Raw genomic sequence first — 21,048 nt, 5'->3', positions numbered from 1 at the left:
CACCACTACATCAATGAGAATAATGCAAGGTTTTCTAATATAATAAGAGGTTTGTGGTGGATTAGTGCAAATGCATCAGATGTCCATCATAAACTGGGTCAGATTAGCGTCGATGTCCAATCCAAGCTTTTTGCGTAGACGGTAGCGCTTGATTTCCACACCGCGTACGGAAATCCCCAATACGGGAGCCATTTCCTTGGTGGAAAGATTCATCCTGAGGCAGGCCGCGAGGCGCAGTTCGGACGGAGAAATGGAAGGATATACTTGTCGAAGGCGTTTGAAAAACTGTTCATGCACATCGTCAAAGTTTTGCTCGAACAAAACCCAGTCGTCTTTACCGGCGACATTGCGTTCGATACTGTGCAGTAATTTTTGATAATGAATGTTAGGCAGCTGCTGCCCCATCTCGGCTTTCACCTGTTTGAGCTCATCACGGATTTCCTCTAAAATTTCGTTCTTGCGGACAACATTGATGGCGACATTGCTCAACTGCTGGCTCTTGCTCTGAATATCACTTTGTAATTTCTCGTTCTGGATTTGCATGATGCGCCGCTCGCTCGAAAGGCGCTGCTGCCGTAGTTTTTCTTCCTGCTCTTCGATCAGCTTGCGTCGGTGACGAGCGAGCCGTTTTTCCTGGTACAAAAGTAATGCAGCTAGCGCCAGGGCAATTATTACCGCAAAAAGGATTTTGGCGAACACGGTTTCGTGCCAATAGGGTTTTACGCCGAAATGGTAAGTTGTGATAGCGTCGTTCAGGCTGCTGCGGATTTCGAAAATATAATCCTTCGATTCCAGGTTAGTAAATTCAACAAAGTTCTGATCCGACCATTCCGACCATTGGTCATTCAATCCTTTCAGCCTGTATTTGTACTGTACGTTCTGACCATAAACAGGTAACGCAAATGCTATACGTAAGGAGCGTATCTCCGCCGGCAGGGAGGGGCTGCCGGAAATGTCAAATGTTTCGTTGAGGTTACGCAGATTGGCAACTTTCCTGATCATAGGAGGTCCTGCTGCCTCGTTGTAGTCATTCGGCGATTTGCGGTCGTATAATGCATAACCGTTATCGAGGCAGAAGAAATAGTAATCCTCGGATAGTGGGACGATGGTTTCACTGTTGCGAACAAGCGTCAACGCAAGGTTTCGCGTTTCTTTGCCCGGTGGGTAATATGCTACGCGATTCATGAATACCTTAAACCAGTCGCCATGCAGGCCTGTTCTAACCTTATAATTTTCCTCTTCCTTTGTAAAATCGCCGCTCGGCACTAGTTTCCCGAGTTGGTTGGGTTGGTAAAACACATTACCGGCACGGACCCGAACCTGCCCATTGAGCCATTGCACCACTTCGACCGAAAATTCGCTGGGTAAATCTTGCGGGGCCTTGAATTCTTTCCAGATGAGCGCCGAATCCAGTACCGATGTTAGCTGGGTCTGGAATAAACCCTTATAAGCATGCCCGAGCCAGAAAGTGCCTGAGTTGTCGCGTACAATTTGTTTGACTGGTATCGGCACCGAGCCTCTGACCGGGTAGGCATACTTCCAGATGCCTTTTGAGTCCTTTTTATAAACATGCAAACCCACATACGCGCCTTGTAAAAGGAAGGTCTCGTTTCCGTTTTTGACCGGAAGGAAAACCCAGCCGCCGTTAATATTCGATATTTTGGTTACACCGCTTTCATCGATGCGATAGGTGGCATCATTATGGCCGCATAGCAGTTGGTCATCGAGGACTTTAAGTGCCCAGGTTTGTCCTTCAAGTCCCCACACTGGCTGAAATGGCTCCGGCGACAGCCATTTTTTGACGAATACACCCTTATTTGACCCTACATAAAGATTGCCACGCCAGATGGCGGCGGCGTAAGTAGAGCCAAGCGGATTGTCGCTGGTTTGGTAAGCGATGATTGGCGAAGACATTTTTACCATGTCGATCCCCTGATCGAGCCCTATCCAAAGCTGTTGCTGCGAATCCTCCTGCAAGGCAAGCACTGTATTGTTTTGTAAACCAGTCTCCTTATTGAACCGGTACCGCAGCACCCCATTTCTGGAAACCACATAAACCCCATTCTGAATGGTTCCGAAAATAAGGCTGCTATCGCGGCTCATGACAAGCGCCCTGTTGATAATATTCCGTTTCAGCTCGCCGGAAATAGCGATGTCCCAAGGTGATAACAACCCATTATTCCATAGATAAATGCCGTGTTTGGTAGTGGTGATCAATATTTTCCTGTCGTCATAGGGCAATATTGACGATACAGTGGTAGGTGCGAGACCTTCAGTTCCCGGCAAAGGTTGAAGCCGCTGACCTTGAAGTTCATAAAGTCCGCGCCCGATCAATTGGACCAGCACACGGTTCCGGACGTATCGCATGAACATGAAATTGCCCGGGCCCTTAATCTCGACCAGATTTTTGCCGTCGTACCGATAAATGATCGAAAAGGATTGAAAGTAAACGTATTGGGGTGTTTTGAGAATATGCCAGATTTCTTCCGTTTTCAGGCTTGGGAACTTGACCTTTTTGCTCAGTGAGTAATATTTCAATTGTCCGTCCGATTCCTTTTTCCAATAACCGAACTCCGAAAATCCGCCGACATAAATGCGCTTCTCGGTTTGCGCCGGACGATTAAGGACTTTGCCTCCCACCGGCTGGAGCGGTTGTTCGTCGTAAAGCACCGTTCGGACAATTTGGCCGTCGGGTAGCGGGTATAGCTTCCATGATGCGCCGTCATGTTCCAGCAAGCCGTCGGAATTGGCGGAATAGATTACGTCATCGGTACTTTGGCAAATGTCCCAGTTTTGGTTGTGAGCTTTGTATAAAGTGGCAGGATAGTTGATCAGCGGCGGGGTTTCCTGGGCAAAAGAGGGGAGGAAGATTGTGACCAAAAAGAGTATGGCAGTACAACAACCCGCCTTATATTTGAAGGCCCGGCTTGGGAAATGACTTGCATTAAGTCCTTTTTCTGCCGTATTCAATATCATTTTTAAATAGCCGTTAATGTCGTTTTAGTTCTTTCAGAAGGGTTTAAACCGGTATTAGTGTGTATAACTCAATAGTACTCTAAATGAAAAAAATCCTTTCCCTCATCATGCTCGGAACAACCGTGGCGACTGCGCAAGTGATGCCTTCGGACGATAACAAGAGAAATGATATCCGTTACAATCTTAACGAATCCGGCTCACATTATGTAAAATTCACCTTCACGAATCAGGTATGGCTGCGGTTGAACGATAACAACCCGGGCACGACCGTTTTGAGTGATCACGAAGCCAATACATTTGATATTGGCCTGCGGCGGACGCGCATGCAATTATTCGGCCAACTCACTGATCGCATTTTCTTCTACACGCAGTTTGGGATGAACAATTTCAACAAAGTGAGTGCATTCCCTACCTACAATACCACCGGAACACCCAGCCAACGCAAGATCGCCGCGTTCTTTCATGACGCCGTCGGCGAATATGAAATCCAGCGCAAAGGCAACAGCTTTATACGTTTTGGAGGCGGCTTAACCATTGTCAGCGGCTTTTCCCGCTTCTCGCAGCCCAGCATTGGCACCATCATGACATTGGACGTGCCGGTATTTGCGCAGGCAACCGTCGACCAGACCGACCAGTTTTCCAGAAAACTTACCGTTTATAGCCGGGGCCAGATCGGCAAGCTGAACTATCGCGTCGGAGTCGCAGATCCGTTTCCGGTTGAAACCAGTGGCTCGACTCCCGCTGCGCTGAACCAAAACTCCGTTTTCGCGCAGCGCAAACACCGCAAACAGTTCCAGGGTTTGCTTATTTACAACATTTTCGATACCGAAGACAACACCACGCCTGGCTACATGACAGGCACTTACCTCGGCAAACGGAAAGTATTGAACGTCGAAGCCGGCATTACCTCTCAAAAGAATGCGACATGGCGGAAGGAGGCCGTAGATACGCTTTACAGCGACATGACGCTCTGGTCGGTGGCCGCTTACCTGGATATGCCTTTGAATGCGGAGAAAGGAACGGCATTGTCTGCCTATGTCGGCTATTTCGGGACGGACTATGGTAAAGGTTACCTCCGCTACAATGGCATTATGAACCCTGCGACCGGCACCTCGCAGCCGATTACGGGCGTCGGCGGCACACATGGGAATGCTTATCCGATGTTTGGGACAGGTAATGTGATTTATGCACAAGCAGGGTACAAGCTGAAAGATGGTCTGCTAGGCGACCAGGGCACATTAATGCCTTATGCATCCTTGCAACGCGGCGATTATGATCGTTTGCAGGATGCGGTAAACATTTATAATGCGGGTGTAAACTGGCTGATGAAAGGGCACAATGGCAAATTATCGCTCAATTACGAAAACCGGCCTGTCTATAAAGCTGCTTCGATCGCCAATGAGCTTGCCAAAGATAGCCGGCGCGGTAGCTGGACTTTGCAATATCAGATTTCAATTTAAACCAGCCGGACATTCCGGGTCCGGCTGGCCTGGAATGTGCTAAAATGTAAAATTCAGTCTTGCAAAAAGGTAACGGCCGTTAAAGCCCATCTGCTGGACACGGCGCGAATACACAAACCGGCCCGAGCTCACATTGCCCGAATGCGTATGCTTATCCTGGTACACATCGAACACATTATTGGCCCCGATTGTCACGCCGATGCCTTTGACCAGATCGTAGCTCAATGCGAGGTCGGTCACGATTTTGGCACCGAAAGTCTGGTCGAGCGTTTCCTTGTTACCGGTAAGCGTGTTCACGGGCCAGGAGTCTGGTTTGGTGGGGTCGATCGTCGGATCCCAATAGGTGACTTCGCCAAACCTCACCCCGCGCAACATTGCCCCGAATTTCCCTGCTTTGTAGTTGATGGTCAGGCTTTGCTTGTTGCGCGGACTGGCTATTTCAAAGCGGCTCAAATCTTCACGGTTGAAATAGGTATTGACCTGATTGGTCTGGATCAAAATGTCGGAAGCGTGAATGATTGGTTTGCCGTCCGCCCCTTTTTTTACCCTGTTTTGGATGAATGTTCCTGCCAGCACGGCCCTTAGCGACTGGCCTTTGCCAAATTTAGTATTGTAAGACAAAACGCCTTCAATCCCTCTTGATCGCGTATCGACGGCATTGGCGAAGAAGTTGGCTGTGGTCGCATTGGCTGCTGCAAGCTGCGCTTTCAGATTTTCATTGCCTCCGTCGTTGAAGTTGTTAGTAAGCACGATCCGGTCATCGATATCGATCTGGTAAGCATCCACGGTCAATTCAAATGCATTGCTGATCTGCACCGTGGCACCGACGGTATAACTCTGTGATGTTTCCTGTTTCAGCTTTGGTATTCCGAGGATTTCTGCCGGCTTGCTGTCATTGGTAAAAGTGCCGCTCTCCTGGGGCACCTGCTGGCCGTTTTGGGTCACAAAAAGCGTGTTGGTTTTGGCATAGTACCGCTGTTGCAGCGATGGTGCCCGGAAACCGCTGCTGGTCGAAGCGCGCAGTGCAATGCCGTCCGTTATTTTGTAGCGGGTCGCAACTTTGTAGTTTAGTGTGTTTCCGAAATCCGAATAATTTTCAAAACGGAGGGCGGCGCTCACAACCCAGGCCTCGGTAATGTCTTGTTCGAGATCCAGGTAACCGGCTACGCTGTGCCGTGCATGCGATCCTGCATTTTGTGGGAAAAACCCGGAGAATACCTGTGCGCCGGCAGCCACACCCGCTGCAATATCATAGTTTTTGTAGGAAGCTTCTTCACCTGCCGTGATGGTGTATTTGTCGGTTCGCTGCTCGGCCCCGAGCGCTACATTGAGCCCTTGCAGGACATTGAATTTTCGTCCAAGATCCAGGTTGATCGTGTTTTGGAGAAACGCATTACCCCCCGCATTGAACTCGCGCTGGAAATTGGCATTCGAAATCGCCTGGGTGTAGTTGACGGAATTGCTGATCAGGTAGTCAAAATCATTCTTGCCAAACGTGTTGCTGAGGTCGTACCGCCATTCACCAAACTTGCCACGAATACCCGCCGCGGCCGAAATGTCGGTCACGTCGCTATTGATTTCCGGCAGGAAGCCATTGGGATACACGGCAAAAATATTGGTCCGCACTACCGCAGGCACGCCATTGGGATAGCGGTAAAATCCGGCCGCATTGCCTTTTTTATTGTTGTATTGGCCAAATGCGTACAGTTCTACCTGTTCTGAAAGCGGTATGCTCGCATTGACGACAACGCCGCCGCCCTTCACTTCCGAGTTTCCGATGCGCATATCGAAGTCGTTCCGGGTGAGGTTTTTTTGTTTCAGCAGGTCGTCATCGACTACTTTGCCGTCGACTGCCGGGAAAATCTGGCCGGTGTAAGTTCCGGTGCGGTTGGTGGCGTCGCGGTGCACATATTCGCCGGTAATATTTACAAATCCTTTCTGACCAATCTTCAACCCATAATTAAGCCCGATCTGAGCCGTGCCGCCGTCCGAAATGTTGACGGACGCATCCTTGTTGTTATTGATAATATAGTTTTTGTCGTAGCTCGTCACATTCTGTCCATACGATACATTGCCGCTGAGGCCGGTGCGGCTTTTCAGGATAATGTTGATCACTCCGGCAATCGCATCGGAGCCGTATTGTGCCGCGGCGCCATCCCGGAGGATTTCGATTTTCTCAACCGACGTTGCCGGAATCGCATTCAAATCGGTACCAACCGTGCCCCTGTTGACCGTCCCGTTTACATTCACGAGCGACGACTGGTGCCTTCTTTTGCCATTCACCAACACCAGCACCTGATCGGGCCCGAGACCACGGAGTTGGGCAGGATCAATGTGGTCGGAACCGTCCGAGATCGTTTGCCGCGACGATTGGAAAGATGGTGCGATGTAGGTGAGGATCTGGTTAATGTCAACCTGGCCGACGCTGTTGGTGATTTGTGAAACAGGAATAATGTCAACTGGAACCGGAGAGTCGATGCGCGAACGTCCACCGCTTCGCGAACCTGTTACGACAATTTCTCCCAATACTTCCGAAGATTCAGCCAGCGTAATGTTGAGCGGGGCGGCTTGTCCTGCGCTGACGGTCGCCGGGATAATCCTGGATGTGTAGCCGATGAACGAGATGACGATGTTGTAGCTACCGTCGGCAAGGCTCAATGCGAAATTTCCGTCCGGGTCCGTTACGGTACCGGTGTTGGTTCCCTGCACCAGAATGGAAACTCCGGGTAGCGCAGAGCCATTTTTTTCATCCGTGATCTTTCCTTTGAGGGATTGCGCGAATGCGCTGAGCGAGGCAGAGATGAAGAATAGAATGAATAGTGATGTTCTCATAAAAGTGTGTTTAAAATGCGTGAATATTTGTTGATGGTAGAATATTGACTTTTTACTATACTATTTAATCTTAAATTAGCCTACGCTGCCTTTAAAAACAAATATCCGACCAAAGAAAAAGCCGGCCCGGAGATCCGGACCGGCCTGTATTTTAACTATTAATGCTTCGCTTACAAGTTCAAAGCGGCGTTCATTGAACGAACGGCCTCTGCTGACTTTTCAAACGACGCTTTTTCAGCATCGCTCAGGCGCAGGTTGATGATTTTTTCCCAACCATTGCGGCCCAGCACAACCGGTACGCCCATGCAAATGTCCTTCTGGCCATATTCCCCATTCAGATAAACACTACAAGGAACAATGCGCTTCTGGTTACGGACGATGCTCTCGACTAAAAGCAATGTAGCGGCTCCCGGCGCGTACCACGCGGAAGTTCCGATCAGTTTGGTCAATGTGGCACCACCTACCATCGTGTCGGCAGCTACCTTTTCGAGCTGGTCGGCGGAGAGGAAGCGGCTTACAGGAATACCGTTGTAAGTGGCCAGTCTCGTCAATGGGATCATGGTGGTGTCGCCGTGGCCACCGATCACCATTCCGTGAATATCCAGTGGCGAAACGTCCATAGCCAAAGCGAGGTAGGTCTTGAAGCGGGCGCTGTCCAACGCACCGCCCATCCCGATGAGGCGTTTTTTGGGAATACCCGATTCCTTCAAAGCCAGGTAAGTCATCGTGTCCATCGGGTTGGATACAACGATCACGATTGCTTTAGGTGAATATTTCAAAAGATTTTCCGTCACTCCCTTTACGATTCCTGCATTGATGCCAATGAGCTCTTCGCGGGTCATGCCCGGTTTACGGGGCAACCCGGAAGTGATCACAACGACATCCGAGCCTTTGGTTTTTTCGTAATCATTGGTAGAGCCGATGGGCTTGGTATTGAACCCCAGCAAAGCGGCTGTCTGGTACATGTCAAGTGACTTGCCTTCGCTGACACCCTCTTTGATGTCCAGCAATACCACCTCCTCTGCCAGCTCACGACGAATGATATTATCGGCAGTGGTTGCGCCTACGGCACCCGCACCTACAACAGTAATCTTCATAGGGAAATATGGTTAATTGTATAGAAATTGATGCTTTTTATATTTTTTCCTAAAAGTATGATACATAATTTGTTTAAACCAAGGGGAATTTGATTTTTTGCCGCAAAACCTCCGGTCGTCATCCGGAACGCAATTTTTTCCGTAAATTGATAGTTATAATGGCTTTATCAACTTCTTTTTCCTGCTTTGTATCATGAGTGACCAGTCAATGATTTCGCGGATTTTACAGTCGATTTTTTTCAGGAATGCCAAAGGGAAAGCGGGGCGTTATGCCAAAAATTCAACCCGGTTGTTCGAGCTCCTCAAAGAGGTGATCGGCAAATTGCAGACCGTAGGTGTAAAGGAAAACCTCGCCGAATTTCAAACCAGTGTCCTGTTGCTGATCCGCATGGTGAAAGCCTATGCTTCCGGCGAATATAAGCAGCTTCCCTGGAAAAGTTTGGTCTCAATAGTCGCTGTGCTCATTTATTTCGTATCTCCGTTAGACCTTATTCCTGACTTTCTGCCGGTTATTGGGATTACCGACGACGTAGCGCTGGTGGTATGGCTTGTCAAGGCACTTGGCGACGACATCCGTAAATTCGGTGATTGGGAGAGGGTAACAAAGACAATTAATATAGGATAAAACCGGGCGGAGGTCTAGTTGTTATTAAAAAGAATCGTTATTTTTGTAAACAATAATAAAAGAAACAGATATGGAATCAGTAACCGTTTTGGGATTTATGGGATTAGGTGGACAGGAGATTTTCTTTGTCGCTCTGTTCGTGTTGCTTTTTTTTGGAGCAAAGAAAATCCCGGAGCTTATGCGCGGTTTGGGGCAAGGTATCAATGAGTTCAAGAACGCAACTAAAGACGTTAAGGAAAATATTGAAAAAAGCATGGAAGACCCCAAATAACGCTTCCATCTTATCGAAGGTTTGATCCAGAGCCATTAAGCTAGCACTTAACGGCTCTGATTCTTTATTTACAACCCCACAAAAAAATTGCCTTGAAAGAGTATCTGACGCTGGCCGAAATTCAGAGGGATCTACGTGAAGAAGGATTGACGTGCGTCAAGTTGGTCGACCATTATCTGGAAAAGATAGAGGCCAACAAGCACCTGAATGCTTTTGTAGAAGTTTACACCGAAGAAGCGAAGAAGGCCGCACTGGCCGTGGATGCGAAGATCGCCAACGGTACCGCCGGGAAGCTGGCAGGTATGGTAATCGGTCTCAAAGATGTGCTTTCACTAACTGGCCACGGCTTGCAGGCCGGAAGCCAGATCCTTCAAAATTATACAGCACCCTACACCGCGACAGCTGTTCAAAGGCTGCTCGACCAGGATGCGATCATCATCGGAAGGCAAAACTGCGATGAATTCGCGATGGGTTCGTCCAATGAGAATTCATCGTTCGGCCCGGTGCTGAATGCAATAAACAATTCCAAAGTTCCGGGGGGCTCTTCCGGCGGTTCGGCGGTAGCCGTTCAGGCGGGACTTTGCCACGCTTCATTGGGAAGCGATACGGGAGGTTCGGTTCGCCAGCCTGCTGCATTTTGCGGTGTGATCGGCGTCAAGCCTTCCTATGGTCGCGTTTCTCGTTATGGCCTCATTGCCTACGCTTCCTCATTCGATTGCATTGGTCCGATTACCAAAAGTGTAGCTGATGCAGCATTGATATTGGAAGTAATGTCGGGCGCGGACGATTTTGACAGCACCGTTGCGGAAAGACCAGTGCCTTCCTACACCGAAAATCTGGAATGGAAAGGTAAAGCTAAAGTCGGTTATGTTCGCGATGCGGTGGAGAATGAAGCCATTGCCCCGGAAATCCGCCGGCAAACTTCCGACACGCTCAACCGCCTACGTGCGGAAGGGCATGAGGTTGTGGGCATTGATATGCCCCTGCTGGATTCGCTTTTGCCTACCTATTATATATTAACCACTGCCGAAGCGAGTTCCAATTTGTCGCGTTTTGACGGGGTGCGTTACGGCTACCGCAGCCCCGAGTCGGCCGATCTTGAAAGCATGTACAAGAAGACACGTACGGAAGGTTTCGGAGATGAGGTAAGGAGAAGAATACTATTGGGTACTTTCGTATTAAGTGCAAATTATTACGACGCATACTATACCAAGGCGCAACGCGTTAGAAGATTGGTGCGGGAGGAAACGAGCCGGTTCTTCGAACAGTTCGATTTTTTGATTTCCCCGGTCACACCTACCACAGCTTTTACGATCGGTGAAAAGACCGAAGATCCTTTACAAATGTATCTTGCGGATATTTTCACTGTACAAGCGAATGTCGTGGGTAATCCTGCGGTTTCAATACCGAATGGGTTGGACGAACAGGGAATGCCTATCGGGATTCAGATCATGGCCCCTTATTTCGGTGAGGAAAAGATGCTGGCCTTTGCCAGCTACCTCACGGAATTGAATCGGGAAGGGGCCGTAGCGTACAGCCAGAGTAACTAAAGTTATAAGGGAAATTTCCTTTGTTTGGACCTTGTGAAGCGCTCAGGCTGTATTATTAACCTAATTTTCGAAGAAATTATCATGCCAGAATAGCAGGCGATTATGTTACGTTATTCTGGACGAGTGAGTTGTGTAAAATCAGCAAATGTATTAGAGATTATTCTGATTCATCAGGAAAAAAGGGACCTCATTATCTGTCAGTAAACATCAACAGGTATAAGCCATTGAAAACCTTGAATTGATTAACCTTCAAAAAACATTTATTAATGAGGATTTCAAAAAAAGTATTGTGGCTCGGAGCCATGTGTGCGGGTTTATGGAATACGTCCGTTGGGGCGATGGTTCCACAGGAGAGTTTGACATCCGGGCAGGATACAGTTGAGAGTATTGCTCAGGAAAGTGATTTGATGCCGTCACTTCCGGAAGTGGAGGAAATCGGGGCGAATCCCGCTGTTCCGGAGAAGCTTTTGAAAGAACGCTTCGCGAAGCTCGAAAAATCAATCCCCCTTACTTATCACAAGTCATCGCACGAGTTTGTAGAATATTTCATCTACAAAAAAGCAAATTTCACGCGGACGATGATGGAGCGGATGCCGCTATACTTCCCGCTCTTTGAAAAAGCGCTGGCGAAACACGGCTTACCAACCGAACTGAAATACCTTTCGATGATCGAGTCGGGCCTAAATCCTACGGTAATTTCCCATGCACGCGCTGGCGGCCTGTGGCAATTTATGCCGGCTACGGGACGGGAATTCGGTCTTTATCAGGACAAATACATTGATGAACGCTTCGAGCCGGCAAAGGCGACAGAGGCGGCCTGTCTTTATCTCAAACAACTTTACAGAATTTTTGGCGACTGGGAGCTTGCATTGGCTTCGTATAATACGGGCCCGGGCAATGTAAAACGTGCCATGCGCCGCTCACGCGGAACCACTTTTTGGACGATCTATAACGTCCTCCCCCGCGAAACTCGCTCTTACGTGCCGCAATACGTAGCCATGAACTATATGATGAACTACGGCTACGACCACGGCATTTTCCCCGAAAGCACTGAATTCCAGATTCCCAACGACACCATTCACATCGACGGCTACATTGACCTGGCAACCTTTTGCAACAATGCCAGCATTGATTTCGAAGTCCTTCAAAAGTTGAACCCGCAAATTACGAAAACGGTCCTCCCGGATCAGACGCGCGATTTTGTATTGAAAGTCCCAAGCGTACAGTTCACCTACCTGATGAGCAACCGCTCATCGATCATGGATTCCTGCACTAGAAGATTACTTTCTTCCGGTGTGATGGTGGCCAAAGCTGATAGCACTAAAACCGATTCGCTTGGTGGAAATGGGGCGTTTCCGTACGTTCTGGCTTCCAATGTGCAAAATGCAGATCGCGACGATTCGTATGAAGAAGATGGGGAAGAGGATGTTGTCCAACGGAGCCGGACTAAGCGCGTTTCCTATACAGTTCGCCGAGGCGACAATGTAGCGGGTATCGCCCGGAAATACGGTGTATCGGTTGTTTCCCTCCGAAAATGGAACCGTATCCGCCGCAACAATATCCGCAAGGGCCAGCGCCTGGTGATTTACAGGGAAGTAAAGGAAACTGTACCTGCAACCCGCATTGCAGTAGTAAAAGCCAGGCCGCAGTATGAGGAAGAACAAGTGGCCAAACAGCAGCGTCATACCCGGAAACGTTATCATACCGTACAAAAAGGAGATACATTATGGATTATTTCGCAGCGCTACGGTCTGGAAATCGGTCAGCTGAAAAAGCGGAACAAGATCAGGGGCAACTCTATCAAGCCTGGTCAGAAACTGATCATTTCTACCTAGAAATTAACGCTTCAACATACACATACTATTTTTATGATTGCCTACGTTAACGGGATTGTAACCTATAAAGACCCTGCGTACGCTATTATCGATGTGAATGGAGTGGGTTATGAGGTTCGTATATCGTTACAAACCTACACTTCGCTTCCGGACATTGGTGCGCGGTGCAAGCTTGTAACGTTTCTCAATATACGGGAAGATGCCCACGTCCTGTACGGTTTTGGGGGAAATGATGAGAAAAAGCTATTTCTGGACTTGACAAGCATTTCGGGAATAGGGCCGTCTACCGCGCTCGTGATGCTCTCCTCGCTTTCTTCCTCTGAAATACGGCAAGGGATTATCGATGAAGATCTTCGCCTAATCCAGTCGATTAAAGGCATCGGGTCCAAGACAGCTCAACGCGTGATCCTCGAACTAAGAGACAAAATTCGAAAAGAAGAATTGGTTTCAACAGGTGTTAAATCTGCTGAAACGTCCTCGGGCACTCTGCGGAGTGAAGCGTTGGCTGCGCTCGTTACTTTGGGTATTCCCAAAGCTACGGCGGAGAAAAGTCTGGATGCCATCATCAAGCGTGAGGGGCAGTCTATTAGCGTTGAAAATCTGATCAAAATGGCGTTACGATAACCGGAACCGCAATGATATTTGGTAAAAAATTTTACAACGGTAAAATCGTGTTGATGGATTTGTTTGTAAATACAACCTTCTCTAAATAAGTATATTACCTTGTCATCAACGATTTACTCTTATCTTTTTAAGGTACTAAGCATTTCGGCCGGAGCGGTTTTTCTCGTAAACGTTTCGGGCGGCAAGGGCGAACCATATTCTGAGCAGGCAGAAGAGTGGGCCATACTTGCGGATACGCTAAAGGACGATACGACCAGGAAGAATATCGATCGGTCGGGCTCCCAGCTTATCATGCGTTGGAAGGATTATTATTCCAACCGAATTACCGAGCCAAGGCCACGTTCGCCTTTCTACCTCCGCGAACCGAACAACATCTCTACTAATATTACGCTTGACAGTGCCGGTAAAATTGCAGTGACCGAAAAAATTCAGACGCCAGGCGGTAGTTTGAACTATCGTGCACCGGAAAGAATGGATCTGGAAACTTATGACAAAATCCAGGAGGACCGAGCGTTCAAAAGCCTTCTGCGCGAATATGCAGGAAGGCAGGACGGCAACAGCGCGATGGGAGCGCGCGGATTGCTACCGAAGCTGGACCTTCCACCAGGTTTGTCCAAATTACTTGGTGACGATTTTATAAATTTTAAACCAACGGGTTTTGTATCGCTGGATCTGGGGCTGATGCATCAGTTCCTGGACAATCCGGCTATTCCGATCCGTCAGCGCCGGAATACTCAATTTATTTTCAACGAACAGATCAATATCAATTTTGATGCGAAGCTGGGCGATCAGCTTGGTTTTCAGACCAACTTCGACACGAAGGCCAACTTCAACTTCGAGAATGCAATTAAGCTGAATTACAAAAATCCCGAGGAAAGCTTTATCCGGAAAATTGAGGCGGGTAATATTAACTGGGCGATCAACAGCCAACTGATTCCCGGCGTTCAAAACCTATTCGGTTTGAAGACCGATTTCCAGTTTGGACGTTTGAGTGCCACATTTGTTGCTTCACAACAGAAATCCAGCAAAGAACGGATCACGCTCCGCGGCGGTGCGCAAAGCAGGGATTTTGAATTGCGGGCCGATACATATGACGAAAATCGCAACTTTTTCCTCTCACAATACTTCCGGAATATCTACGAAAGCTCGCTGCAAAACACCCCGACCATTACTTCCGGTGTGACAGTGACGCGCATTGAGGTGTATGTGACAAACCGTACCACCACTACTGAATCCCTGCGTAATGTTGTCGGTTTTGCCGATCTGGGTGAGCCCGCACCTTACCGCGCAGGTAACCCGAATTTGCAACCGGTACGTTCCACATCGCCTGCTAACAACGACGCCAACGGCCTTTACAAGACATTGACCGGCAACAATGCGTTCAGACAGGTAGATAATACCAATACCTCCGTTACGGGGCTGGGCCTTGAGAAAACAGTAGACTATGAGCTGCTCCGTGGCGCTAAACGTTTGATTGCAGACCGTGATTACACCTTTCACCCGCAGCTTGGATACATTTCTCTTACGAATGCGCTCCGCAACGACGAAGTACTAGCCGTTTCTTATGAGTACACGCTGAACGGCAGGGCTTTCAAGGTGGGGGAGCTTACCGAGGATTACCAGGCGAGAAGGGACAATGAGGTAATTGCCCTGAAACTTTTGAAGTCTTCGACGATCCGGAACAATACCAAGCTGCCGATGTGGGATTTGATGATGAAAAACATCTATTCCCTTGGTACCAGCCAAATTGATAAACAGGGATTTCAGTTGAGGGTCATTTATAAGGACGACCAGACTGGTATCGATAATCCCAATTTGCAGGAGAGCAGCATTGCGAACATTCCGCTGATCCGTCTCTCCGGTCTCGACCGGCTCAATCCCGTCAACGATCTGCAACCCGACGGTAACTTCGACTTTGTGGAAGGGATTACCGTCGACAGTAAAACCGGGCGCATTATTTTCCCGGTACTCGAACCGTTCGGCAGCAACCTTTCCAAAAAGTTTGGTCCGGGCGAGGATGTTTACCGCAATAAATACGTCTTCAGCGAGCTTTACCGCACCACGATGATCGATGCCCAGCAGGTTTCGGAACGCAACAAATTTTATATCAAAGGTGCTTATCAATCGAGCGGTGGTGCAGAGGTGCAGTTGCCTTTTGGGGTGCTGGAAACTTCCGTAACGGTTACGTCCGGCGGTGTGCCACTCGCATCTGGCTCGGATTATATCGTCGAAGCGCAGATTGGCCGTGTGCGGATCCTGAATACCAGCGTGCTCAACTCCGGCCGCGAGATCGTGATCGAATACGAGCGCCCGGATATGTTCCAGAACCAGATCAGGACATTGGTAGGAACCCGCCTTGATTACGTAGCTAACCGTAACCTGAGTATCGGTATGACGGCCATGAAGTACAAGGAACGTACCGCCGGATTCCTTACGAGGGTATCCATTGGTAATGAGCCTGTGAATAACTCGATGCTCGGGTTCGATATAAACTTCCGCAAGGACGCTCCCTTCCTGACCAAATGGCTGGACGCTTTGCCGTTCTTGCAAACGAAGGAGATGTCTTCAATCCAGTTCAAAGGCGAGGTAGCAAAATTATTTCCCGGTGTTTCGAAGGACGTCAACAACCGGTCACTGGTAGATGATTTCGAAGCGGCACGGACGATTTATGATCTGGCGCGGCAACCGCAGAAATGGAGACTGGCCGCTGTCCCTGCAAAATTCCGGGATGGCTTTGACGGTAAAAATCTCAATTATGCCTACAAACGTGCCAAAATATCCGCTTACACCGTCGATAATATTTTTGGAGGTGCACAGGGGCTTGGCGGAGGTTACCAGCCACCAGCCAACTTTGATGATAACGACCGAAAAAACTATTATGAGCGGCTGTACCTTCCCACCGACATATTCCCGAACCGCCCCATTGCCGGTTTGGTAACTTACCCACAACAGATTCTGGATATTGCCTATTATCCTGGCGAGCGGGGAATGTACAACTACAATACGGACCTTAACCCGGACGGCCGTATGAAGACCCCGAGAAACAATTTCGGAGCATTAAGCCGTGCCATTACTTCGGACAACGACTTTGACAATGCGAATATCGAGAGTATCGAATTCTGGATGCTTGATCCTTTCATTAACGACGCGAACGGTGTGATCCGGGACGGTTTTGAAGCGGCGCGTGCCAATACGACAGGCGGTAAGCTGGTGTTTAACCTCGGGGATATTTCTGAGGATGTGATTCCTGACGAGCGTTACAATTTCGAAAACGGCTTACCGCTCGTGCCAAAACAAATAGGCGTGAATGTAGATTCTACGGCTTGGGGTTATGCCACGAAATCGCAATACCTGATCAATGCATTCAGCAACGAGGATGGGGCGCGTGAGAAGCAAGATGTCGGTTTGGATGGTTTGACCAACGAAGAGGAGCGGGTTTTCTTCAAAAATTTCCTAGATCGCCTTCCTGCCAACCTTACGCCAGATGCGCGTGCGAGAATCCTTGAAGACCCTTCCGGTGACGATTTTCAATTCTTCCTGGGGGCCGAGCTCGATAGCGCCAACCTGAAAGTGCTGCAACGTTACAAGAACTATATCGGGATGGAGAACAATTCGCCCGAAAGCCAGGGACGGTCGGTGGATGTAACCCCGGCTTCGACCAATATTCCCGACGGCGAGGATATGAACGTCGATAACACTATCAACGACAACGAATCTTACTACGAATATGAAATCGATCTGAAGCCAGGCCAGCTGGCGGTGGGTAATGGTTATATTGTTGACAAAACCGTAAATACGAAGGACGGCCAGAGCTGGTACCTTTTCCGCGTTCCTATCAAGGAATTTTCGGGAATTGTAGGAAACATGAACGGATTTAAGTCAATCCGTTTCATGCGGATGTACCTCACCGATTTCCAGCAGCCGGTCGTGCTGCGTTTTGCCCAGTTGCAAATGATAGGTCAGCAGTATCGGAAATACACGTATAATCTGGATGCGCCTGGCTTACAAGAAGTTCCGGAGCCTTATGACGCGAAATTTACCGTCGGAACTGTGAGTATCGAAGAAAACAGCCAGGCTAACGATGCTGTTAATAAATACGTATATAACATTCCACCCACCTGGGAGCGTGATCAGGACAATACGCAACGTCCACCGTTGCAGCTGAACGAGCAATCGATGAGCCTCTGTGTGACGAACCTTCGCGATGGCGATTCGCGCGCAGTTTTCAAAAATGTAAACCTTGACCTGTTGTTCCGTAAGCGCCTGCGTATGTATGTACACATGCAGAATGAGCAAAACGAGGATAACATGGTGGGTACATTCATGCGCATCGGTACCGACCTTACCCAAAATTATTACGAAATCGATCTGTCGGCTTTAAAGGCAACGGGTCCGGGACCTAAAGAACGGGAAGAAATTTGGCCTGAAAGCAATGAGATCAACATCGCATTGTCTGACCTGATCAACGCGAAATCGCAACGGAACCGGCAGCTCGACAAGAACCTGAGTGTACCTTATACGATTACAACAGCCGACGGGCGATATAAGCTGACCGTCGTCGGGAACCCTGACCTTAGCGCGGTGAAGGTCATGATGATCGGGATGCGCAACCCCAAATCGGTGGACGAGCGTTCTAAAACGTTTTGTCTCTGGGTGGATGAGATGCACGTGGAAGGTTTCGACGATACGGGCGGTATCGCTGCCATTGCACAGCTCAATGCCAAGCTGGCCGACTTTGCGACATTGACGGCTTCGGGGCGGATCGAGACATTTGGTTTCGGAACGGTGCAGCAGCGGATTGGCGAGCGTACACGGAACTTCACTTCCGAATACGGTTTTTCTTCCAACATTGCATTAGACAAACTCCTTCCGGTAAACTGGGGTTTCCAGATTCCGTTGTTTGTAAGTTATGACAGAAGGAATGTTAAACCTCATTTTGACCCACTCGATCCGGATACGCCTTTAAGTATTTCGCTGGATAACCTCCAAACGGACGAACAGCGCGACGGTTACCGGCGAATGGTGGAAGAAAACGCCGTCAAGCGAGGATTTAACTTCTCAAACGTTCGGAAGATCAAGACCAAGCCGGGGGCGAAAAACCATTTTTACGATTTTGAAAACTTCTCGTTTACCTACGCATTCAGCGACGACAAACGACGAAATATCCTGACACAGGAATATAACCAGCGAGCTTACCGGGCCGGGATCTCCTATATGTTTGCCAGCCAGCCGAAAGCCATAGAACCTTTCAAAAAGTGGAAAGCAACAGGCCGCTGGGCTGAATTCATCAAGGAATTCAATGTTACACTCCTGCCGAATATGGTGTCGCTACGTACCGACGTTGACCGTCGTTTCCTGAAAACGCAGCTACGCAATGCAGACCTGACAACGGATGGTATGCAGCCGCTCTATGAAAAGTACTTCTGGTTTAACCGCTATTACGATTTCGGCTGGAACCTGACGCGGAACATGACATTGACCTATTCATCCTCTGCTAACTCGATCGTCGATGAGCCGGAAGGAGATATTAATACCGGAGCGAAGAAAGACTCGCTCTGGAGCAACTTCAAGAAGCTGGGACGGATCAAGAATTTTGACCAAAAAATTGACCTTACCTACCGCTTGCCGCTGGACAAGATCCCAGTACTTGACTGGATGTCGGCGGACTACAAACATTCCGTTGCATACCAGTATCAGGCCAATGCATTAGGCTTGAAAGACACGACCGGCCTGCCATTCGGTGATATTATCCGCAACAGCCGTGAACGTGGCGTTACCGGGAAAATCGATTTTGTAATGCTTTATAACAAGCTGCGGTATCTGAAATTTGCCAACACGCCCTCGGTTGCCAGAAAGAACTTCGCAAGAAGCCCGGGCGACATCGAGGATATCGATATGCGCACAACGGATATTGTCAAAAACCTTACGAGGGTTTTGATGACAGTTCGCGGTATCAACGTCAGCTATTCTGTCCTTGAAACGACGGCATTGCCCGGCTATCTGCGGGCGCCAAAGTATTTCGGGCTTGATAATGCCAATGCACCTGGATTAGGTTTCGTGCTGGGACAGCAGGATAGGAATTTCCAGATCAAGGCTGCCGAAAAAGGCTGGATTACCAAAAGCCAGCAGCAGAATATGCCGTTCCAGCAAACCATCGCAAAGAATTTCTCGGCTAATACCACGCTGGAACCGTTCAAAGATTTCAGGCTGATCATCGAGGCGCGGCTCACGCGGCAGGATGCCTACCAGGAATTCTACCGGCCTGATTCGACTGGTAATTTCGTTTCGCAAAGCCCGCTGCGCAATGGCCAGTTCAGCATGTCGTTTATGTCGTTCCGGACAGCATTTGCTAAAATGCGAAGAGATAATTCATCGCCGGTGTTTGATAAATTCCGGGCTTACAGAACGATTCTCAAAGACCGGCTGAATGCGGAAAATAAGAGTGGCGGTGAATACAACGAAACATCCCAGGATGTATTGATTTCATCGTTCTTCGCGGCCTATACCGGCAAAGACCCGAACACGGTGCGCACCAACCCGTTCCTGAAATTCCCGATGCCGAACTGGGACCTTAGCTATTCAGGTTTGTCGCAACTGCCGGCGTTCAAGCGGTTTTTTAGTTCGTTCACATTGCGGCATAAGTATATGTCCAATTACAGTGTCGGGAACTTCACCTCGTCGCTCGATTACGAAGCGCTATATGTGAACCTGGCTGTAACCGGCTATCCATTGTCGTCCAGGCTGAATGATCTGGGACAGTATATTCCCGTTTTTGCGATGAGTACGATTACACTTTCGGAGAAGTTCCAGCCGCTGGTGGGTGTGGAAATGCGGACGCAAAGCCGGGTCACCGCACGCGTGGAGTATAACCGCGACCGCACGATTGCATTGAACCTATCGAACTCGCAGGTTGCGGAACTCTTCAACCAGGACATTACGGTCAACATTGGCTTTACCAAAAACAATGTGCCGCTCCCGTTCAAGATCAATGGTGTGAAGAGAAAGCTCAAAAACGATATGACCATGCAGCTCGCAATGACGTTCAGGGATACGCGGTCGATCCAGCGGAAGTTCGACGGAGAGAATATCCCTATTGCCGGAAATATCAACTTCCAGCTAAGGCCGACCGTCAATTACATGGTCAACAACCGGTTGAGCGTTCAATTCTATTTCGACCGCACCTTCAACGACCCGCTGGTTTCCAACTCATTCTATCGCGCAAGCACTGCCGGTGGCGTACAGCTGAAGTTCAATTTGGCTGAATAACATTTTGATTTGGAAAATACAGCTTACATCGTGTAATTTGCGCTCCAAAGATGTTCACAACTTACCTGATTTTATCATGAATTTTCCATCAGAACTCAAATACACAGAAGATCACGAATGGATTCGTATTGAAGGAGATACGGCAATAATCGGAATTACCGAGCATGCCCAGAACGAATTAGGTGACATTGTGTATGTGGACATTAACACGATTGGTGAAGAACTCGGAAAAGGCGATGTTTTCGGATCGGTAGAGGCAGTGAAAACGGTTTCGGACCTGTTCATCCCCGTTGCAGGTACGGTGCTCGAAGTGAACGAAGAACTCGACGGCGAACCTGAACTGGTTAACACCGATCCTTATGGTCGCGGATGGATGGTCAAGATCAGCCTGGCCAACCCCGGCGATGAAGACGGTCTGCTGTCCGCCGAAGAGTACCAGAATTTTATAGGTGCCTGATATTAGTTTGAAGCTCCATTCGGAGCTTTTTTTTTGAAACCGGTTCAATGTTGCA

11 protein-coding genes are annotated in these 21,048 nt (G+C 48.8%); 8 read left to right on the top strand and 3 right to left on the bottom strand.

Annotation, left to right across the window (positions count from 1 at the left end; all coding sequences use genetic code 11):
• Nucleotides 1-75: 75 nt before the first annotated feature.
• Nucleotides 76-2,976, bottom strand: a complete 2,901-nt coding sequence (locus LZD49_RS15815) for a triple tyrosine motif-containing protein (RefSeq protein WP_234668548.1) — start codon at nt 2,974-2,976, stop codon at nt 76-78.
• Nucleotides 2,977-3,059: 83 nt separating this feature from the next.
• Here LZD49_RS15815 and LZD49_RS15810 point away from each other — a divergent pair, with 83 nt between their 5' ends.
• Nucleotides 3,060-4,436 (top strand): hypothetical protein, encoded by a 1,377-nt coding sequence (locus tag LZD49_RS15810; protein ID WP_234668547.1) that lies wholly within the window; start codon nt 3,060-3,062, stop codon nt 4,434-4,436.
• 39 nt (nt 4,437-4,475) lie between these two features.
• Here the strand turns inward: LZD49_RS15810 and LZD49_RS15805 are convergent, their stop codons facing one another.
• Nucleotides 4,476-7,268, bottom strand: a complete 2,793-nt coding sequence (locus tag LZD49_RS15805; RefSeq protein WP_234668546.1) for a TonB-dependent receptor — start codon at nt 7,266-7,268, stop codon at nt 4,476-4,478.
• 170 nt (nt 7,269-7,438) lie between these two features.
• Entirely contained in the window at nt 7,439-8,365 is a 927-nt protein-coding gene (gene mdh / locus LZD49_RS15800) for a malate dehydrogenase (protein ID WP_234668545.1), read from the bottom strand.
• 208 nt (nt 8,366-8,573) lie between these two features.
• On the opposite strand from mdh, the gene LZD49_RS15795 reads away from it, so the two are divergent.
• The 7 genes from LZD49_RS15795 to gcvH all read left to right on the top strand — a co-directional run bounded on the left by LZD49_RS15795 (nt 8,574) and on the right by gcvH (nt 20,993).
• The gene (locus LZD49_RS15795; RefSeq protein WP_409021332.1) at nt 8,574-8,990 is read left to right on the top strand and encodes a YkvA family protein; all 417 of its coding nucleotides are present in this window, start codon (nt 8,574-8,576) and stop codon (nt 8,988-8,990) included.
• Nucleotides 8,991-9,060: 70 nt separating this feature from the next.
• Nucleotides 9,061-9,261 (top strand): twin-arginine translocase TatA/TatE family subunit, encoded by a 201-nt coding sequence (locus LZD49_RS15790; protein WP_234668543.1) that lies wholly within the window; start codon nt 9,061-9,063, stop codon nt 9,259-9,261.
• A gap of 92 nt (nt 9,262-9,353) precedes the next feature.
• Complete coding sequence (gene gatA, locus LZD49_RS15785) at nt 9,354-10,811, top strand: Asp-tRNA(Asn)/Glu-tRNA(Gln) amidotransferase subunit GatA (RefSeq protein ID WP_234668542.1); 1,458 nt, start codon at nt 9,354-9,356, stop codon at nt 10,809-10,811.
• 266 nt (nt 10,812-11,077) lie between these two features.
• A complete protein-coding gene (locus LZD49_RS15780) occupies nt 11,078-12,646 on the top strand; it encodes a lytic transglycosylase domain-containing protein (RefSeq protein ID WP_234668541.1) in 1,569 nt (522 codons plus the stop codon).
• A gap of 33 nt (nt 12,647-12,679) precedes the next feature.
• On the top strand, nt 12,680-13,270 hold the full coding sequence (gene ruvA / locus LZD49_RS15775) for a Holliday junction branch migration protein RuvA (protein ID WP_234668540.1): 591 nt from the start codon (nt 12,680-12,682) through the stop codon (nt 13,268-13,270).
• A gap of 99 nt (nt 13,271-13,369) precedes the next feature.
• Nucleotides 13,370-20,536: a cell surface protein SprA gene (gene sprA, locus LZD49_RS15770; protein WP_234668539.1), complete on the top strand. Its 7,167-nt coding sequence runs from the start codon at nt 13,370-13,372 to the stop codon at nt 20,534-20,536.
• Nucleotides 20,537-20,612: 76 nt separating this feature from the next.
• Nucleotides 20,613-20,993, top strand: a complete 381-nt coding sequence (gene gcvH / locus LZD49_RS15765) for a glycine cleavage system protein GcvH (RefSeq protein ID WP_234668538.1) — start codon at nt 20,613-20,615, stop codon at nt 20,991-20,993.
• Nucleotides 20,994-21,048: the final 55 nt, after the last annotated feature.

This window comes from Dyadobacter sp. CY261 (assembly GCF_021440085.1).
In the GTDB taxonomy this organism is placed as follows: Bacteria; Bacteroidota; Bacteroidia; order Cytophagales; family Spirosomataceae; genus Dyadobacter.
This window is presented reverse-complemented; position numbering and strand designations above follow the sequence as displayed.

Coding starts and splice junctions, on each gene's coding strand:
- gcvH (WP_234668538.1), top strand. CDS start 20,613: ATGAATTTTCCATCAGAACTCAAATACACAGAAGATCACGAATGGATT.
- LZD49_RS15815 (WP_234668548.1), bottom strand. CDS start 2,976: ATGATATTGAATACGGCAGAAAAAGGACTTAATGCAAGTCATTTCCCA.
- mdh (WP_234668545.1), bottom strand. CDS start 8,365: ATGAAGATTACTGTTGTAGGTGCGGGTGCCGTAGGCGCAACCACTGCC.
- LZD49_RS15810 (WP_234668547.1), top strand. CDS start 3,060: ATGAAAAAAATCCTTTCCCTCATCATGCTCGGAACAACCGTGGCGACT.
- LZD49_RS15795 (WP_409021332.1), top strand. CDS start 8,574: ATGATTTCGCGGATTTTACAGTCGATTTTTTTCAGGAATGCCAAAGGG.
- LZD49_RS15805 (WP_234668546.1), bottom strand. CDS start 7,268: ATGAGAACATCACTATTCATTCTATTCTTCATCTCTGCCTCGCTCAGC.
- LZD49_RS15790 (WP_234668543.1), top strand. CDS start 9,061: ATGGAATCAGTAACCGTTTTGGGATTTATGGGATTAGGTGGACAGGAG.
- ruvA (WP_234668540.1), top strand. CDS start 12,680: ATGATTGCCTACGTTAACGGGATTGTAACCTATAAAGACCCTGCGTAC.
- LZD49_RS15780 (WP_234668541.1), top strand. CDS start 11,078: ATGAGGATTTCAAAAAAAGTATTGTGGCTCGGAGCCATGTGTGCGGGT.